Origin of the sequence: Steroidobacter flavus (genome assembly GCF_042651805.1) — a bacterium.
Lineage (GTDB): Bacteria > Pseudomonadota > Gammaproteobacteria > Steroidobacterales > Steroidobacteraceae > Steroidobacter > Steroidobacter flavus.
The window spans coordinates 860,197-876,723 of sequence record NZ_JBHSDU010000003.1 but is presented as its reverse complement, the minus strand read 5'-3'; the positions used below and the strand labels follow the sequence as shown (position 1 = coordinate 876,723).

The window sequence follows — 16,527 nt, the reverse complement described above, 5'->3', positions numbered from 1 at the left end:
GTTGTAGTAGATGCGTGCAAGCGACTTGCGGCACCTACTACAATGGGCGTAGGCTCGACCACGTCGATAGTTCGAGGTCTTAGATGCCTTCGCAGAAGCTCAGCAAGCTGGAATTGACCATTATGGAGACGCTGTGGACGCACGGCGTATGCTCCATCCGTGAGATTCACGATGCCTTTCCCAAGCGGGGCCGGCCCGCTTACACCACGGTGCAGACGATGGTGTACCGGCTGGAAGCGAAGGAAATGCTCCGGCGCGCCAAGAAAATCAGTAACGCGCATATTTTTGAGGCCACGATCACGCGTGAGGCGGCCGAGCGCCGCTTGATCGACGATCTGCTCGGCCTGTTCGGCGGCCGGGCGCAGCCGGTAATGGCGCACCTCATCGAGTCGGGCAAGCTGACCATGGGCGATATCAAGGAAGCCGAGAAAATCCTGAAGGGGCTCGGCAAGAAGGACGAGAACGCATGACGGAACTCGCGTTACACCTGTGGCAATCGACCGTGGTACTGGTCGCGGCCTGGGCGTTGACGCGAATTTGCCGGCGCAATCCGGCCGAGATCCGTTACTGGATCTGGTTTTGCGCGTCGTTGAAGTTTCTCGTGCCGTTCAGTTTGTTACAACATCTGGGCGACTATCTCGGCCGCACTTTGCCCGCACCGCTCACACTGGCGCCCACGATATTGGAGACGGGCAGCGCCATCTTTGTTCCCCCCATCGGCGCTGGCGGCTTCGATCGTTCCGTGTTGCCGACGCTGTCGGTCGTCGCGGTGACGATCTGGGCCTTGGGCTCGGCCATCCTGTTGTGGCGCTGGTGGTCGCAGTGGCGGGCGATGCGCGCGATGCTCGCATCGGCGCCGTGTTTGCCCATGGATTATCCCGTGCCTGTTCGCGTCACTTCCGCCGGGCTGACGCCCGGCGTGTTTGGTGTGTTCAAGCCCGTGCTGATATTGCCGCACGCCGTTATGCACGAGCTGAGTGCATCGCAGATACAAGCGGTGCTGGCGCACGAGCTGTGTCACATCCGGCGTCGTGACAATCTCACTGCCGCCATTCACAAGATCATCGAAGTGATCTTCTGGTTTCATCCGTTGGTGTGGTGGATCGGCGCGAACATGCTCCGCGAGCGGGAAGCGGCTTGCGATGAGTCCGTCATCGAAGATGGACATGAGCAGGTGGTTTACGCCGAATCGCTGCTGCATGTTTGTCGGCTCGGTGTTACGGCGCGATTCGCCGGTGTGGCTGCGTCGAGCGGTGGCGATCTGAAACAACGGATGACGTCGATTCTGAGCCCGGAACGAGCCTCGCCCATCGATCAGCCGCGGGCGATGTTGTTGCTCATGACGGCGATGGCGCTTTGTTACGGGCCTGTCCTGGCCGGTGTTGCGACCGGCGCTGCGCGTCAGCTATCTGATGGTGGGCGGATCACATTCGAAGCTATCACGCTTACGCCATCTAATCCCGGCTGGTGGCACGACACCAAGTTCGATCCTGCCGGGCAGCTCGCGCTCGATAACATCTCGTTGCGGAGTTTGATTTCACTGGCGTATCCGTCGTCGCACGTCAACGGCGATCCTGAGCTGATGGATGTTTACTACAACATTCATGCGCGCTGGCATGCAGAGAGCGAGGCGAGTGAACGCGGCGTGTATCGCGAGCTGCTCAAGAATATTCTGCGGACGAACTCGAACTTGCAGTTATACGTCAAGAAAGGATGCGACACGGATTGTATCCTCGTGCCGGGGGAGCTGGTGGCGGGGCGCGTTCATCTCTAAACGACGAAGAGGGCGCCTCAGTGGTTCGCGTCGCCGGGAGTGACCTACCTCGTCCCGGCACCGGGCGCCGCCCGTCGCGCCTCGCGCTCCTGGGCGCACGTCCATAGTGAGCCCTGCTTTTGCGGCCCCGTCCCTGTGCCGCAAAGCTGCCGGGACGAGGTAGGTCACTCCCGACGCCGCCGATACGTCACAGCGGCGTCGCGCGTGACGAGAGGAGTCAGGGCCTTTCGGGGTCGACGAAGAGCTCACCCACTTGCATCAGCTTGGGTGTGAGCTTTTGCCTGTACGCAGTGCTGGCGAGCGCTGCGATGGTCTTTAAGTTCGCGGCCATGCCATACGGCAACGGATCGTGGCCGACGATCTTTCTCAGCTTGGCGTACTTCTGATCGGAAGCGCCTTTAACTTCACCGGCATCCAATCGTTTCAGCCAATCATCCTTCGCCTGCGAGAACGCCTTGAACAACGACTTGGCGACCCACGGATGCTCAGCCAAAACGGAATCCTTCACCACAATCGTTCCGTGCATGGGATAGATGCCGGTGCGCTGGTACCAATCCGCTTCCAGCGCTTCCGCATTCGGAAACAAATCGGGATAGTGCGCTTCGACCGTCTTCCAGCCATCGGTCGGGTTGCCGGTGCGGCCCACGCCGGCGTTGCCGTGGAAGCCGGCGACCAGTTCGCCGTCAGCCATCATGTCGGCGAGCGATCGACCCGGCGCGGTGTGAATCACATTCGGGGGCAGCTGCAGTTGGGTCACGTGCTCTTCGTCATCGACGACCCAGGTCACCTTGGAGGAATCCAGTCCGTACTCGTCGATCAACACCGCGCGCGTCCACACGCCGGTCGTGACTGAATAGGCACGCACGCCCACCTTGCGACCTTCGAGATCCTTCGGCGTCTTGATGCCCGAATCCGGCCGGACCAGCAGGCCGGCGTGATGAAAGCGGCGCAGGACGAAGATGGGTAACGCGACGAAGGGCGCGCCGTAGGCGCGGGCGATGATGTAGGTCGTGGGGGCGAGCTCGCAGACGTCGAATTCGACCTGGCGCACCATGCGGCGGAACGCGGCGATTTGCGGCTCGACTGTGACGATGTCGGCGTCGACGCCTTCGATGGGAATCGAGCCGTTGCGCACGGCGGCGGTATGGGGGTAGTCCGCCACCGCGATTTTCAGATGCACCTGGGCAGCCAAAGCAGTTCTCCTGGGGTAAGTCTCGTCGGCCAACAATGCCGAACCGCCCGCAACCCCGCGCAATCAAAAGGCCTCCCGAAGCTATAAGTTCTGCGGCGACCGGAAGACTTATCAGCCCAGTCGCAAAATCAATGATCGCCTCTGGCTTGGGATGCATTAGCTTGTAGTGGCCGACAACGACAGCCGCAAACTCCATGATCATCGATTGCCACGGTCACTTCACCACCGCCCCCCGGACCCTGCATGACTGGCGCGCCAGGCAGCTCGCCGCTGTCAACGAGCCGGCGAATCAGCCCAAGGCCGGCGACCTGAAAATCTCCGACGACGAGATTCGCGAGGCGATCGCGGGCGGTCAGCTGAAGATGCAACGGGAGCGTGGCGGCGACCTGACGATTTTCTCGCCCATCGCAGGCCAGATGGCGCATCACCTCGGCAATCAGCAGACCAGCTACGCCTGGTCCGAGGTCGCGAATGATCTCATCTATCGGGTGTGCGAGCTGTTCCCCGATAACTTCGCGCCCGTGTGTCAGCTGCCGCAGTCGCCGGGCCAGGCGCCGGAGAACTGCATTCCGGAGCTGCGCCGTTGTGTCGAGCAGCTGGGCTTCGTCGGCTGCAATCTCAGTCCCGATCCTTCGGGCGGTTACTGGAAAGATCCGCCGCTGACCGATCGCTGGTGGTATCCGCTCTACGAAGAGCTGGTGCGTCTGGATGTGCCGGCGATGGTGCACGTCAGCTCGTCGTGCAATCCCTGCTTCCATGGCACCGGCGCGCACTACATCAACGGCGACACGACGGCGTTCATGCAGTTCCTGCTCTCGGACATCTTCAAAGACTTTCCGAAGCTGCGCTTCGTCATTCCTCACGGCGGCGGCGCCGTGCCTTATCACTGGGGTCGCTATCGAGGCATCGCGCTCGATCAGAAGCGTGAGATCGAATCGTTGCTCAGCAACGTGTTCTTCGACACCTGCGTCTATCACCAGCCGGGTGTCGAGTTCCTGACCAACGTCGTGCCGGTCGAGAACATTCTGTTCGGCTCGGAAATGATCGGCGCGGTGCGCGGCAGGAATCCGGACACCGGCGAATATTTCGACGATACGAAGAAATACCTGGATGCTTGCGCCAGGCTGTCGGCGGAGGATCGTCACAAGATCTTCGAAGCCAACACGCGCCGGGTCTACCCGCGGCTGGATGCACGGCTGAAGAAGCTCGGCAAGTAATATTCATCGCACGTTTTCGGATCATCGGCAGGAGTCATCGTGTCAGAGCTTCCGCGTCTCAACGGCATCATCAAGGCTTGGGAACAGGGCCGGCCGGCGTATGCCTCGTTCGCTCCTCCGGGGCGTCGCGCGGCGATCGAGTTCAGCACCGCACCGTACGACGCGGTCGTGTTCGAGATGGAGCACAACTCGTGGGACGCCGAAGAGCTCGAAGTCACGCTGCAGTTCATGCTGAACCGCAAGCAGATTCTCGAAAGCGACACGCTGGCGCCGGCCGTCACGCCCATCGTTCGTATTCCCGCCAATGGTGTCGAGAACAACCAGTGGCTCGCGAAGCAGGCGCTGGATCGCGGCGTCTATGGCGTCGTGTGGCCGCATGTGAGCACGGTGGAGCAGGCGTACAACGCGGTCTCAGCCTGCCGTTATCCCCGTCCGAAAGATGCGCCGTATCTCGAACCCATCGGCATGCGCGGCGACGGGCCGCATACCTGTTCGCGCTATTGGGGGCTCACTCAGCAGCAATACTACTCGCGCGCTGACGTGTGGCCGTTGAATCCAAGCGGCGAGGTATTGGTATTCCTAATGATCGAGGACGTCGCCGGTGTGCAAAACCTCGATGACATCCTGCGCAATGTTCCCGGCATCGGCTGCGTACTGATCGGCGAGGGCGACTTGAGCCAGGAGCTCGGTGTGCCACGTCAGTATGAGCATCCCATCGTCAAGGAAGCCATGGATCAGATCGTCGCCACGTGCAAGAAGCACGGCATGCGCGTCGGTCATCCGCATGTCACGAGCAAGAACGTCGAAAGCGTGGTGGCGCAGGGTTATTCGTTCCTGATGTCCTCGCCCGTCAAGACTTACGGTGCCATCGAGAAGGCACGGCAACTGGAAAACAAGGTGTAACAACGTATGGTCGCCCGGTTCATCGATATTCATCCGCATATTTGCTCACCCGACACGGGCCGCTATCCACGCGCGCCGCTGTTCGGCAAGCAGTCCGACTGGTCCAAGGACCGGCCGGTGACTGCCGAAGGGTTGATCGCGGCGATGGATGAAGCCGGCGTCGACAAGACGGCCATCGTGCAGGCGTCGACCTGCTACGGCTACGACAATTCCTATCTGTGCGACTCGATTGCCCGCTTTGCGAATCGCTTTACCGCCGTCGGTTCGGTAGATGTATTGCAACCGGATGCGCCGAAAATGATCCGTCACTGGGTCGAGCGCGGTACCAACGGCTTCCGCTTATTTACCGGCGGCAGCACGGCGGCATTCGATCCGAGCACGTTGGACGATCCGCGCTCGTTCCCATCCTGGCAGTTGATCGGCGAGCTGGGCTTGTCGATGTGTATCCAGACCGATCCGGTCGGTCTGGCGCAGGTCGCGGGCCTCGCGAAGCGCTTTCCCAAAGTGCGCATCGTGCTCGATCATCTCGGTCGTCCCGATATCACCGACGGCCCACCGTACAAGAAAGCGTCGAGCCTGTTCGGGCTGGCGCCGTTCGAGAATATTTATTTGAAGCTGACGCCGCGTATTTTCGGCGATGTGCGCAAGGAGCAGGCGTCGGCGGACACGTTCTTCCCGCGCCTGATTGAAATCTTCGGTGCCAATCGTCTGGCGTGGGGCTCGAATTTCCCGGCGTCCGAAGGCAAGCTGAGCGCGAACCTGGAAATCGCGAAGCATTGCCTGGCATCCGTGTCAGAGCAGGATCGCGAATGGATCTTCGCCAAGACCGCCCAGGTGCTGTACCCCGCATTGGCCTGAGCGATGCATTACTTATAACTCAGCACCCGCTTTGGATTAGCGCCACTGCGAGCCCCGGGGCATCGTGGTGGCCTATGACCACCGCCGAACCGCTGAAGCTGAGAACGAACCTCGCCGACTATCCCGTGACGCTGGCCATGAAAGATGGCCGCGTCACGTCTCCTCTGGTGACGCTGGATTGTTGTGGCCCGAAGACGGCGCACGATGGCTTCAAGGCCATGTTGCGCGAGAACGCTTTCGACTGCGGTGAGCTGGCTATCATCACTTATCTACAAGCCCGGTCTTATGGCAAGCCGTGGGTGTTGTTGCCGACCCCGATCTCGGGGCGCTTCCAGCATCACTGCATCGGTTTCAACATCGAGCATGGCGAGCTGAAGCCGAAGGACATCGAAGGTCGCGTGGTCGGCGTGCGCACGTACGCGCAAACGACGGGCCTGTGGGTGCGCGGCATTCTTCAGCACGAATACGGCGTCGATCTCGACAAGGTCACGTGGGTGACGGTCGATGAATCGCATCTCAGCGAGTACAGCGATCCGCCGAACTGCCGCAAGCTGCCCAAGGGCAGCAAGATCGACGAGATGATGATGAAGGGCGAAGTCGCCGCCGCCATTCTCGGCGTCGACATGCCTAAAGATCCTCGCGTGCGCACGCTCGTGCCCGATCCTCACAAGGCCGCGACGCAGTGGTATGAGCGCGAAGGCGTGATCCCGATCAATCATCTATTCGTAGTGCACGAAGATCTCACCAAGCAGCGTCCCGATGTAGTGCGTGAGATCGCTCGCATGATCAAAGAGAGCCGCACCCACGCGCCGTCGTCGGTGGTGTCGGGCCTGCCGCCGCTGGGGCTCGAAGCGAATCGCAAGGGCCTGGAAATGGCCATCGATTGGTCGTTCGAACAGAAGATCATTCCGCGACGCTTCAAGGTCGATGAGCTGTTCAACGATTTGACCGCCGGCCTCGGTGTGTAATGGACAAGGCGACAGGGGGACAGATTCTGGTCGCGGCGCTCCGCGCGCAAGGCGTGGATCGGGTGTATTGCGTGCCGGGCGAAAGTTACTTGCCCGTGCTGGATGCGTTACACGATGCGCCCGAGATTGCAGTCGTCAGCGCTCGGCATGAAGGGGCTGCGGCGAATATGGCCGAGGCGGACGGCAAGCTTACGGGCCGACCGGGCATTTGTTTCGTGACACGCGGGCCGGGTGCGACGCATGCCACAGTAGGGGTGCACACCGCGTTCCAGGATTCCACGCCGATGATCTTGTTCATCGGTCAGGTCGCGCGGCACGCGCGCGATCGCGAAGGATTTCAGGAAGTCGATTTCCGCGCGATGTTCGGTCCGCTCGCCAAGTGGGCGGCGGAGATCGACAGCGCAGCGCGCATCCCGGAGTACGTTGCACGAGCTTATCGAGTTGCGATGTCGGGTCGAGCGGGGCCGGTCGTGCTCTCGTTGCCCGAAGACATGTTGTCGGAAGTCATCGAGCCGCCCGCTTACGCGAAGCCTATCAACGCAGCAGGTGCGGCTCCGAGAGCGACGGATCTCGATGCGTTCTCCACGATGCTCGGCGCAGCCTCGCGGCCATTGCTGGTTGTCGGCGGTACGGGCTGGACGGCGAGCAGCTGTCGAAATCTCGCTGACTTCGCGCGGCGGAATGAATTGCCTTTGGTCGCAAGCTTCCGTCGCCAGGATCTCATCGACAATCGTCACGAGAACTACTGCGGTCACCTCGGCCTGGGCGCCGATGCGACTCTGACCGAGCGGTTGAAGAATGCCGACCTGGTGATCGCCATCGGCTCGCGGCTCGGCGAGAACACGACGAATGGATATTCGCTGCTGTCGCCGACGGTGCCGAAGCAATCCCTCATCCACGTGCATCCCGATCCGAACGAGTTGGGGCGCGTGTATCAGCCCGAGCTGGCCATCGCCTGCGGCTTGGCCGACTTCGCTAACGCCCTCGCTAGTGTCGATGTCGCGACCATTACTGCGTCCGCAACCGACTTCGCCAGCGCATCGGCAGGCGCGCAGTCATCGGCTCGGGACCGGCGTACTGCTTGGCTGCGGGAAGCGCGAGAGGCGTATGTGAAATTCAGCACGCCGACGCCGACGGTGTCGACGTCGAAGTACGTCGATATGGCGACGGTCGTAGCATGGCTCAGTGAGCACTTGAAAGACGATGCGCTCATTGCCAACGGCGCCGGTAACTACACCGTGTGGGTCCATCGTTACTTCCGCTATCGACAGTTGCGAACGGAACTGGCGCCGACCAGCGGCGCGATGGGTTACGGCTTGCCGGCCGCGATTGCGGGCAAGCTGCGGTATCCGGGCCGGGAAGTGATCGCGTTTGCCGGTGATGGTTGTTTCCAGATGTATCCGCAAGAGCTCGGCACGGCGGTTCAGCACGGCGCCAACGTGATCGTGCTGGTGGTCAACAACGGCATCTATGGCACGATCCGAATGCATCAGGAGCGGCGTTATCCGGGGCGCGTGGTTGCCACCGATATCGTGAATCCTGACTTCGTCGCGATGGCCCGGAGTTATGGTGCATTCGCCGAGCGGGTCGATACCACCGAAGGCTTCCCTGCGGCGTATCGCCGGGCGGTGGCCAGTGGCAAACCTGCGGTTCTCGAGCTGAGCGTCGATCCGGTACAGTTGTCGCCGGCATTCCGGATCCCGGCCGCAGCCCGTTAACAATGGATTACAGCTGGCGACGGCGTGCTGGGCTAGACTGCGACACATAAGATTCGGTTGGGGGAAGCATGGGCGAGTCGAGTCTGCAGCCGACGGAGTTTCCGACCAGCATCCGTCATCTCAAGGTGTTCGACAGCGTCGGTCAGCTGCACGGGGTGCGGCGCGCCTCAGACGAATGCCATTTGTCGCAACCGGCCGTGACTCAGGCCATCGCCAAGCTCGAAGAGCAGATGGGCGTCACGCTGCTCGACCGGCGTGCCAGCGGCAGCTATCTCAACGAGTTCGGCATCATCTTCCATCGCCGTACCCAGCGCCTGTTCGCGCAGTTCGAGCAGGGGCTGATCGATCTCGGCGTGCCCAGCCGGCCCATTCCGATCGCGCGCATCGCGGGCCGCATTTCCAAGACGCAGATTCGCAGTCTGATCGCCATCGTCGAGAATGGCTCGTTCGCGCAAGCGGCACGTTCGCTCGGCGTTTCACAAACCTCGTTGCAGCGGGCGGCCCGAGATCTCGAGCGCAATCTGCGTACGCCGCTCTATACGCAGACTGCTTCGGGCATCGTCGCAACGCCGGCCGCAGCTGAATTCGCTCGCAAGGTGAAGCTTGCGCTGCGTGAGATTCAGTGGGGTATCGAAGAAGTCGAAGCCGCTCGAGGAAACATCGGCGGTGAGATCGTCATCGGCGCGATGCTGCTCGCAGGCAGCGTGCTGCTGGCGTCGGTCATCAACGAATTCGTGTCGATGTATCCGAACGCGAACGTTCGCATCCTGAATGGCAACGCCGACGACATGATTCGCTATCTGCGCAGCGGCGATGTGGACGTCGTCATCGGATTGTTGAGAGACCGCGTCTCCGATGACCTCAAACATCAGGCGCTCGCGGCGACTCCGTACGTCGTTGTCGCTCGTCACGGTCATCCGCTCAATCAGCAGACGAAGGTCACGCTCGACGATCTCGCCGACTACGAGTGGATTATCGGCACGCCCGGCGCGGCTCGACGCATTCGCTACGACAAGTTGTTTGAAGGTCGTCGCCAGCCCAAGGCGCGAATTGCGACGTGCTCGCTGCCCACGGTGCGATTGCTGCTGTCTCAGAGCGATCGGCTGACGCTGCTGACCTCTTATGAGCTGTTATATGAGGAGGACGCGCTGGCCGCGGTGCCGTTCGGCCCCATCGAGCCGGTGCCGTACATCGGGTTGATGACGCGCGAGAACTGGCTGCCGACACAATTGCAGGCCAACTTCATGGAGCTGATCCATCGCCAGGTGGTCGGTTCGCTCAAGCCGGAGACGGTGCTCAAGCGTCTCACTGAGGCGAAGACCAGGGGCATTCAATCGGCGCTGCGGCCGGCGCTGATCAAATAACTCAGCCGCCCGACCAGTACATGAAGCCGAAGCCTTCGCCGGTGCCGGCTTCGGTGCGGATCACCGGGACATAGTCGACCAGGTTCATCTTGAAGCCGAGTTGCGAGGTCGCGACCATCACCGGCACGTACAATTTCACTTCCGAGGTGCCGGACTGATACGAGTTGTTGTCGATCTGCGCCAGCCCTTCGAAGTCGTACTCGAGGAAATACTTCAGGAAGGTCTGGTCGAGCTGCTCGTCCCACACGAAGTGCGACAGCCCGCCCGAGGCGATCAACGCCACTTTCTTGTCGCTGTCCCACGCCTTGATAGCCTCGAACAGCGTCTTGCCGAACTGCAAGCTCCGGCGCATCGATGGCTGATTCGGCGGATAGAACGTGTTCATGATGATGGGTACGTTCGGCACCACGTCGTCTTGCATGATCTGGTGATAGATAAAGCCGTACGCATGCGGCACGACCTGGCCTTGCGGTTTCATCCAGACGTTGTCCGGCCACTTGAGCACTTCGGTCATGTCGAAGCCGGCGTCCTGGAACGACTTGATCAGATGCAGTGCCAGCTCTGGATGCGCCGGATACGTCACCGGCTTGTCGGGCGCATACACGGCGCGCTGTGGCGGGCCGTTGTGGATGGTGTCGCCCATGTAGATCGCCAACGACGGCGACGTGTCGATGAAAATTTCCTTTTGATCCTTGCCCAGGATGACTGCGACGTCGGGCTGGTGCTCGCGATACACACGACGCAATGTTTCCAGCGCCTGGCCGCAGCGGGCCATGCGGGCGCGGCGCTCTTCCAGCGTCAGATATTTCTCGAGGCCTTCGCTCGCGCGGGCGGCCGCCAGCTCTGGAAAAGTCCAGCTGCGGTTGCGGAACCACAACTGCGGATTCTTACGATCGCGCTCGCCGTCCTCCAGCAAGCTTTCGGCGGCTTTGCCGAGCATGCCGCTGTGAGGGACCGCCATACCCAGGACGATTCGGGCCATGTCTGCTCCAAAGATTCGAAGCGCGATCGTTACACATCTGCACGCCCGCCGCCGCCCTATCGCCGGCCGAAGTTATATCCATTGACTGGAATCCAATCAGGCCCCCTACGACTCGCGGTGTAAAGATCCCCGGCGTCGAAGAGTAAGCAACCGCTCAAAGGGGGAAGGAAGCAATGAACGTAAGGAAAGTTCTGAGTGGGGTGTCTGTGGCCATGCTCGCTGCCCAGCTGGGGCTGAGCCCGGACGCTCTAGCGAATGATGCCGATACTTGGAATCCGGTCCCGGAAGCCGTGACGCAGGGGAGCGGCGTCAAAGGCAGCATCCTGTTGAATCGAATCGGTCCCACCAAGTCCGACCTGTACATTGCGAACGCTGACGGCACTGGCGAGACGGCGCTGTTCGCGACTTCGCAGATGGACTATCACGCTTCGTACTCGAAGGACGGTCAGTGGGTTGTGTTCACGTCAGAGCGCGACGGTCGCGGCAATTCAAACATCTATCGCGCCAAGGTGGATGGCACGAGCGCGCAGCGGCTGACGAATCATTCCGCCGTGGATGATTCCGCTGTGTTCTCGCCGGACGGCAGGTTCATCGCGTTTGTTTCTTCGCGCAACACCGGCTGGGCGAACGTCTGGACGCTCAATCTCGCGACCGGCGCGTTGAAGAATCTCACGGCGTCGATTCCGTTCGATGCCAGCAAGCCGCACAGCTACATGAAGCCGGCGTGGTCGCCGGACGGCAAGTGGATTGCTTTCTCTTCCGATCGCAACAGCGATTGGCGCGGTCACGATGCGCCGAATGGCTGGGAGCGCACGCAGGAGAACAGTCTCTATGTGATCAAGCCCGATGGCTCGGGCTGGCGCCAGGTCGCGACGCGCGCCGGTTATTCGCAGGGCTCGCCCTCGTGGTCGCCGGATGGCAAGAGTCTCGTGTTCTATGAGAGCACCACTGAAGACACGTGGGGCGCAAGGCGGCCGGAGCGGATTGCGTTGGTCGCGTCGCAAATCGTGTCGGTCGATGTCGCCACGGGCGCACGCACCGAGCTCACTACCGGTGGCGGATATAAAGTGTTCCCGCAGTACCTGAATGCCACGACCGTCGCGTATCACATCAAGGGTGGTCCGCTCGAGGGCATCTACACCACCGCTGGCACGACGGCCGCGATGAAAGGCTGGCGCTCGCCGCGCTACTCGCCGGACGGCACTAAAGTGATTTACGAGAAGGTCTCGTTCCTGCCGGCGTATGCGCAGTACGCGCCGATGTATAGCTTCGATAGCGATTGGGAATACAAGTACACCGATGTGTTCCCGCAGTTATCCAAAGACAAGTCGACGCTGGCCATCACCGCGAAACACATCAACTCGTCCATCGACGTGATGGATGCGCAGGACGGCGCAAATCGTCGGCGCGTGTACGACTCGACCCTGAGCGGTCTGCCGCCGGATCAAGTGGCGCGCGGCCTGGCTGGCGCGTTTCAACCGACGTGGTCGCCTGACGGTCAGTGGCTCGCCTTCGGTGTCGGCCAGTGGTTTCAGGAGCGTCGCACCGGTATCGCCAGCATCCAGCGCATTCGTATCGATGGCACTGGCTTGGAGGTGCTGACCGACGGGTCGATTCACTCGGGCTTTCCGAGCTATTCGGCGGATGGCAACAAGATCGTGTATCGCGTGTGGAGCGAGACGGTGAAGGGGCTGCGGGTGCTGAACCTGACGGATCGTACTACTCAGGTCCTGACCACGGAGGCGGACAATCTGCCGAGTTGGTCGCCTGACGGGACGAAGATCGTGTTCACGCGCCGTGTGGATGCGACGAACTTCGACGTGTTCACCATCAAGCCTGACGGCACTGGGCTCAAGCGCCTGACGACCTCGGGCTCGAACGACGGTCACGCGATCTGGCGCTACGATGGCAAGATCCTGTGGAGCACAGGCATGTTCGGCTTCCGAGACGAAGTGGCGCTCTACGAGAACACGTTCCAACCGGACGGCCAGAACTGGATCATGAACGCCGACGGCAGCGGTAAGTACGCCGTCACCGATACGCTTTGGGAAGACGCAATGCCGCTGTACATTCCCAAACCGTGACCGGAGCAAAGCAGATCGAGATGGCGCTGTGCTCGGGCGGCGCCGCCTTTGCCAAAGTGAAAACTTCTAACCGACCTTCCTTTGCCACGGCGCATGGCGCCGTGATATGGGCGTTACCAATACCAAGCGTCCTGTGCCGACGGCGCATGGCGCGGCGGCACGGGACATTAGCGATAACCAAATGTCCGGTGCCAGCGGCGCACGATGCCGCGGCATGGGGCGTTAGCGATAACCAAATGTCCGGTGTCGACGGCGCATGGCGCCGCAGTTTAGGACGTTGTCGATAACTACACGTTCGGTGCCGCGGCAGGGCGCTGTGGCATCGGACGTCATCGAGTTTTGATGGGGGCTGAGGATGTGGCGCGCTGTATTGCTGACGATTGTTCTGATCTCCGTGTTCGCCGCCGGGCCGTCGCGCGCGGCCGAGCAATGGGTTTACTTCGGTAATCGCAGCACTGAGCCGGGGCAGGGCATCGTCGCCGCGCGGTTCGATACGCAGAGCGGGCGTTTGACTCCGGTCGGGGTCGTGGCCGATGTCAGTCGGCCGACCTGGCTGCTCGCGCATCCGACGCTTCCCGTACTGTATTCGGTGAGCGAGCCAGTCGGCGACGCTCAAGGTGAGTCGAGTGTCATTAGCCTCGGCGTGGAAAAAGTCACCGGCAAGCTGAGCGTGCTCAACAAGGTGGCTTCGGGCGGGGGCGGTGCCACACATCTCACATTCGACGCAGACACGAAGTCGATGTTCGTCGCTCACTTCCGTACAGGGAATGTGAGCTGGCTACCCGTGGCCGAAGACGGCCGCCTCGGCGAACTGTACGCCAAACAAAATAACTCCGGCACCGGCCCGCATCGCCGGCAAACCTCTCCGCACGCGCATGGCGTCGTCGTCGATCCCTCGCGTCGCTACGTGCTCTGCGCCGATCTCGGCGCGGATCGAGTGTTTGTTTATCGATTCGACACAGCGACACATCAGCTTACGCCCGGCACGCCGCCGTTCGTTTCGCTGGCGCCCGGCTCCGGCCCGCGACATCTGGCGTTTCATCCGAGCGGCGAGTTCGTGTTCCTGGTGACGGAGCTGAGCGCCGACCTGGTGTCCTATCGCTGGGATGCGAAGAGCGGCACCTTGCAACAGGTGCAACTATTGCCGCTGGACGAGCCATCGTTCACTGGCACGAAAAACGCCGCGCATATCCAGACCAGTCGCGATGGACGCTTTATTTACGCATCAAATCGCGGCGCCAGCTCCATGCAGGTCTACGCAGTGGACGAGGCCGGCAAGCTCACCGAAGTGCAGCGCATTTCCGCAACCGGCAAGACGCCGTGGGACTTCTCGCTCGATCCGAGCGGACAGTGGTTGCTGGTGGCGAACACCGGCTCCAACTCGATCAACGTGTTCGCCGTCGACCCGGCCAGCGGGAAGCTGACACCGGGCGAGGCGTGGCTGCCGGTCAACCAGCCTTCCAACGTCACGTTCCTGTCTGGCGCGGACTAGGAGCGTCGTTTTGTGCGCTGGCGGCGCCTCGATCCCCAGTATCATCGATTAGTTGGGCAGTAATGTCGGGGACGGCCGGGCTCGGTCGTCCTTGGCTCGAAGCCCACTTACATTCACTGGAGAGAGCCATGCCAGGCACAGTCCGACTGCACCGAGTCCTTCGTACCAAGCCCGAGCGCGTCTATCGCGCGTTCCTCGATCCCCAAGCGTTTGCGAAATGGCTGCCGCCCTATGGCTTCACCTGCAAGGTGGACCATCTGGACGCCAAAGTCGGTGGCACGTACAAGGCGTCGTTCACCAACTTCACCAGCGGCAACGCGCATTCGTTCGGCGGCAAGTACCTGGAGCTGGTGCCGAATCAGAAGATCCGTTACGTCAGCACCTTCGACGACCCGAACCTGCCGGGCGAGATGCCGACGACCATCGTCATCACGCCGGTGTCGTGCGGTGTGGCGATCAACATCGTGCAGGAAGGCATTCCCGATGTGATCCCGGAAGACGGCTGCTATCTCGGCTGGCAGGAATCGCTCGAGCAGCTGGCGAAGCTGGTCGAGCCGGAAATTCCTGGCTGATCGCTTTCGATCACAGCGCCTCGGGCCGGTCGTGGCCCGAGGACGTCGTCGAATGAAATGCTCGAGCTCATGGGGAATTCCCGGAAGGCGACGACCGATTGTGACATAGCTCACGTAGCAATCGCCCCGGCCCCGGTAGTTTAGGGTCTTGGCCTCCCCCGAGGGCAGACTCACATGCGAACGCCGAAATATCAGTCCTTTGCGCGAGCCAGTGCCGCAGTCGTGCTGCTCGCCATCAGCGGTTGCGCGACCATGGATCGCGAGGAATGCCTGGCGGTGGACTGGCGTACCGTTGGCTTCGAGGACGGCGTCGCCGGCTACTCCGCCGATCGCATCGGAGAGCATCGCAAGGCATGCGCCAAACACGGCGTAGTTCCCGATCTCACGGCGTATCAAGAAGGGCGAGCCGAAGGGTTGCGGGAGTTCTGCACACCTTCCAATGGATTCAGATTGGGCTCGCAGGGCGGCAGCTACCGCGGCATCTGCCCGTCCGATCTCGATCCTGCCTTTTCCGATGCGTTTCACGATGGTCGGCAGCTCTATACGCTCGAGTCGCGGCTCTCGAACGTTTCCTATCGACTCGACTCGGCGCGAGGCGAGTTGCATGACGCTGAGTCCGATATCGTCACGCGCTCGGCGCGGGCCATCAGCAGCGACGCAACGACGGAAGAGCGAGCGCAGGCCGTGGTGGATGTGAAGCATCTCGGTGAGCGCGTCGGAGAGCTCAAATCGGAAATCCGTCAGCTGGAAGAAGAGCGCGTGCATTGTGAGCGCGATCTGCAGGACTATCGCGCGACGCTGCAAATTCCCTGATCGTATGGCCCATTGGCTGTTTCGGGCTAACGCCTCCAGGCAAGAAAAGATCTACACCGTCGCCATGGGGTGCTGGGTGTGGGGACTGCTCGTGGGCTATATGTACTACTCGAGTACCGGCTTCGAGCTGACGGCGGGGGCCATCTACGCGTTCCTGCCTGTTTCGCTGCTGCTCGCGTTCGCGATCTGGTGGCCGATCTACAAGGATCGGCATCCCTCGAATCCGACACTCACCTATTCGCCCCGCAAGCGAATCTCCCGCCACATCGGCTTGTATCTGGTCGCGCTGCTGATGGTCTGGATGACATTCTCCGGCGTGATCGGGCCCTTCCTGACGATCTCCTACGGCACGCCGATTTCCAGCGAGTTCCTCGTCATCGATCGGAGCGGCGGCCATCCCAAGCGCGGCTGCAACTATGACGTGTGGCTGCGGGATCGTCAGACCGGCGGCATCGTCAAGGTGTGTCTCGGCAAGCAGCGGTGGGAAACCGTGTCTGAGGGACAGATATTGATCGGTTCGGGCAAGCAGTCAGCGCTCGGCCACACCATCGAGCTACTGTCGCCTCGCGAGAGCTAGGGTTAGGATCCAG

Annotated in this window: 15 protein-coding genes; 13 read left to right on the top strand and 2 right to left on the bottom strand. The window is 61.5% G+C overall.

From position 1 onward, the window contains the following. The first annotated feature begins 83 nt into the window (after positions 1 to 83). Together ACFPN2_RS09355 and ACFPN2_RS09350 are read left to right on the top strand one after the other, a co-directional pair. Positions 84 to 470 (top strand): BlaI/MecI/CopY family transcriptional regulator, encoded by a 387-nt coding sequence (locus tag ACFPN2_RS09355; protein ID WP_380596342.1) that lies wholly within the window; start codon positions 84 to 86, stop codon positions 468 to 470. Then, on the top strand, positions 467 to 1,774 hold the full coding sequence (locus tag ACFPN2_RS09350; RefSeq protein WP_380596341.1) for a M56 family metallopeptidase: 1,308 nt from the start codon (positions 467 to 469) through the stop codon (positions 1,772 to 1,774). Before ACFPN2_RS09355 ends, ACFPN2_RS09350 begins: the two co-directional genes overlap by 4 nt. A gap of 217 nt (positions 1,775 to 1,991) precedes the next feature. On the opposite strand, the gene ACFPN2_RS09345 is transcribed toward ACFPN2_RS09350, so the two are convergent. After that, the gene (locus ACFPN2_RS09345; RefSeq protein ID WP_380596340.1) at positions 1,992 to 2,966 is read right to left on the bottom strand and encodes an ABC transporter substrate-binding protein; all 975 of its coding nucleotides are present in this window, start codon (positions 2,964 to 2,966) and stop codon (positions 1,992 to 1,994) included. 194 nt (positions 2,967 to 3,160) lie between these two features. On the opposite strand from ACFPN2_RS09345, the gene ACFPN2_RS09340 reads away from it, so the two are divergent. From ACFPN2_RS09340 to ACFPN2_RS09315, 6 genes are all read left to right on the top strand, one after another. Next, positions 3,161 to 4,183 (top strand): amidohydrolase family protein, encoded by a 1,023-nt coding sequence (locus tag ACFPN2_RS09340; RefSeq protein WP_380596339.1) that lies wholly within the window; start codon positions 3,161 to 3,163, stop codon positions 4,181 to 4,183. 39 nt (positions 4,184 to 4,222) lie between these two features. Next, entirely contained in the window at positions 4,223 to 5,086 is an 864-nt protein-coding gene (locus ACFPN2_RS09335) for an HpcH/HpaI aldolase family protein (protein WP_380596338.1), read from the top strand. Positions 5,087 to 5,092: 6 nt separating this feature from the next. After that, a complete protein-coding gene (locus tag ACFPN2_RS09330; RefSeq protein ID WP_380596337.1) occupies positions 5,093 to 5,944 on the top strand; it encodes an amidohydrolase family protein in 852 nt (283 codons plus the stop codon). 74 nt (positions 5,945 to 6,018) lie between these two features. Beyond that, positions 6,019 to 6,912 carry a substrate-binding domain-containing protein gene (locus ACFPN2_RS09325; RefSeq protein ID WP_380596336.1) on the top strand — a complete coding sequence of 298 codons (894 nt, stop codon included), beginning with the start codon at positions 6,019 to 6,021 and terminating at the stop codon, positions 6,910 to 6,912. After that, positions 6,912 to 8,630, top strand: coding sequence for a thiamine pyrophosphate-binding protein (locus ACFPN2_RS09320; protein WP_380596335.1), 1,719 nt, complete (start codon positions 6,912 to 6,914; stop codon positions 8,628 to 8,630). Before ACFPN2_RS09325 ends, ACFPN2_RS09320 begins: the two co-directional genes overlap by 1 nt. A 68-nt stretch (positions 8,631 to 8,698) precedes the next feature. Continuing rightward, positions 8,699 to 9,994, top strand: a complete 1,296-nt coding sequence (locus tag ACFPN2_RS09315) for a LysR family transcriptional regulator (protein WP_380596334.1) — start codon at positions 8,699 to 8,701, stop codon at positions 9,992 to 9,994. Position 9,995: 1 nt separating this feature from the next. Here the strand turns inward: ACFPN2_RS09315 and ACFPN2_RS09310 are convergent, their stop codons facing one another. Then, entirely contained in the window at positions 9,996 to 10,976 is a 981-nt protein-coding gene (locus ACFPN2_RS09310) for a DODA-type extradiol aromatic ring-opening family dioxygenase (protein WP_380596333.1), read from the bottom strand. Positions 10,977 to 11,149: 173 nt separating this feature from the next. Here ACFPN2_RS09310 and ACFPN2_RS09305 point away from each other — a divergent pair, with 173 nt between their 5' ends. The 5 genes from ACFPN2_RS09305 (at position 11,150) to ACFPN2_RS09285 (ending at position 16,514) form a co-directional block, all read left to right on the top strand. Next, positions 11,150 to 13,060 carry a hypothetical protein gene (locus tag ACFPN2_RS09305; protein ID WP_380596332.1) on the top strand — a complete coding sequence of 637 codons (1,911 nt, stop codon included), beginning with the start codon at positions 11,150 to 11,152 and terminating at the stop codon, positions 13,058 to 13,060. A gap of 355 nt (positions 13,061 to 13,415) precedes the next feature. Beyond that, the gene (locus ACFPN2_RS09300; RefSeq protein ID WP_380596331.1) at positions 13,416 to 14,552 is read left to right on the top strand and encodes a lactonase family protein; all 1,137 of its coding nucleotides are present in this window, start codon (positions 13,416 to 13,418) and stop codon (positions 14,550 to 14,552) included. A 128-nt stretch (positions 14,553 to 14,680) separates the two neighbouring features. Next, on the top strand, positions 14,681 to 15,124 hold the full coding sequence (locus ACFPN2_RS09295) for an SRPBCC family protein (RefSeq protein ID WP_380596330.1): 444 nt from the start codon (positions 14,681 to 14,683) through the stop codon (positions 15,122 to 15,124). A 174-nt stretch (positions 15,125 to 15,298) separates the two neighbouring features. After that, positions 15,299 to 15,937: a DUF2799 domain-containing protein gene (locus ACFPN2_RS09290; RefSeq protein ID WP_380596329.1), complete on the top strand. Its 639-nt coding sequence runs from the start codon at positions 15,299 to 15,301 to the stop codon at positions 15,935 to 15,937. Positions 15,938 to 15,941: 4 nt separating this feature from the next. Further along, positions 15,942 to 16,514, top strand: a complete 573-nt coding sequence (locus ACFPN2_RS09285) for a hypothetical protein (RefSeq protein ID WP_380596328.1) — start codon at positions 15,942 to 15,944, stop codon at positions 16,512 to 16,514. The last annotated feature ends 13 nt before the right edge of the window (positions 16,515 to 16,527 follow it).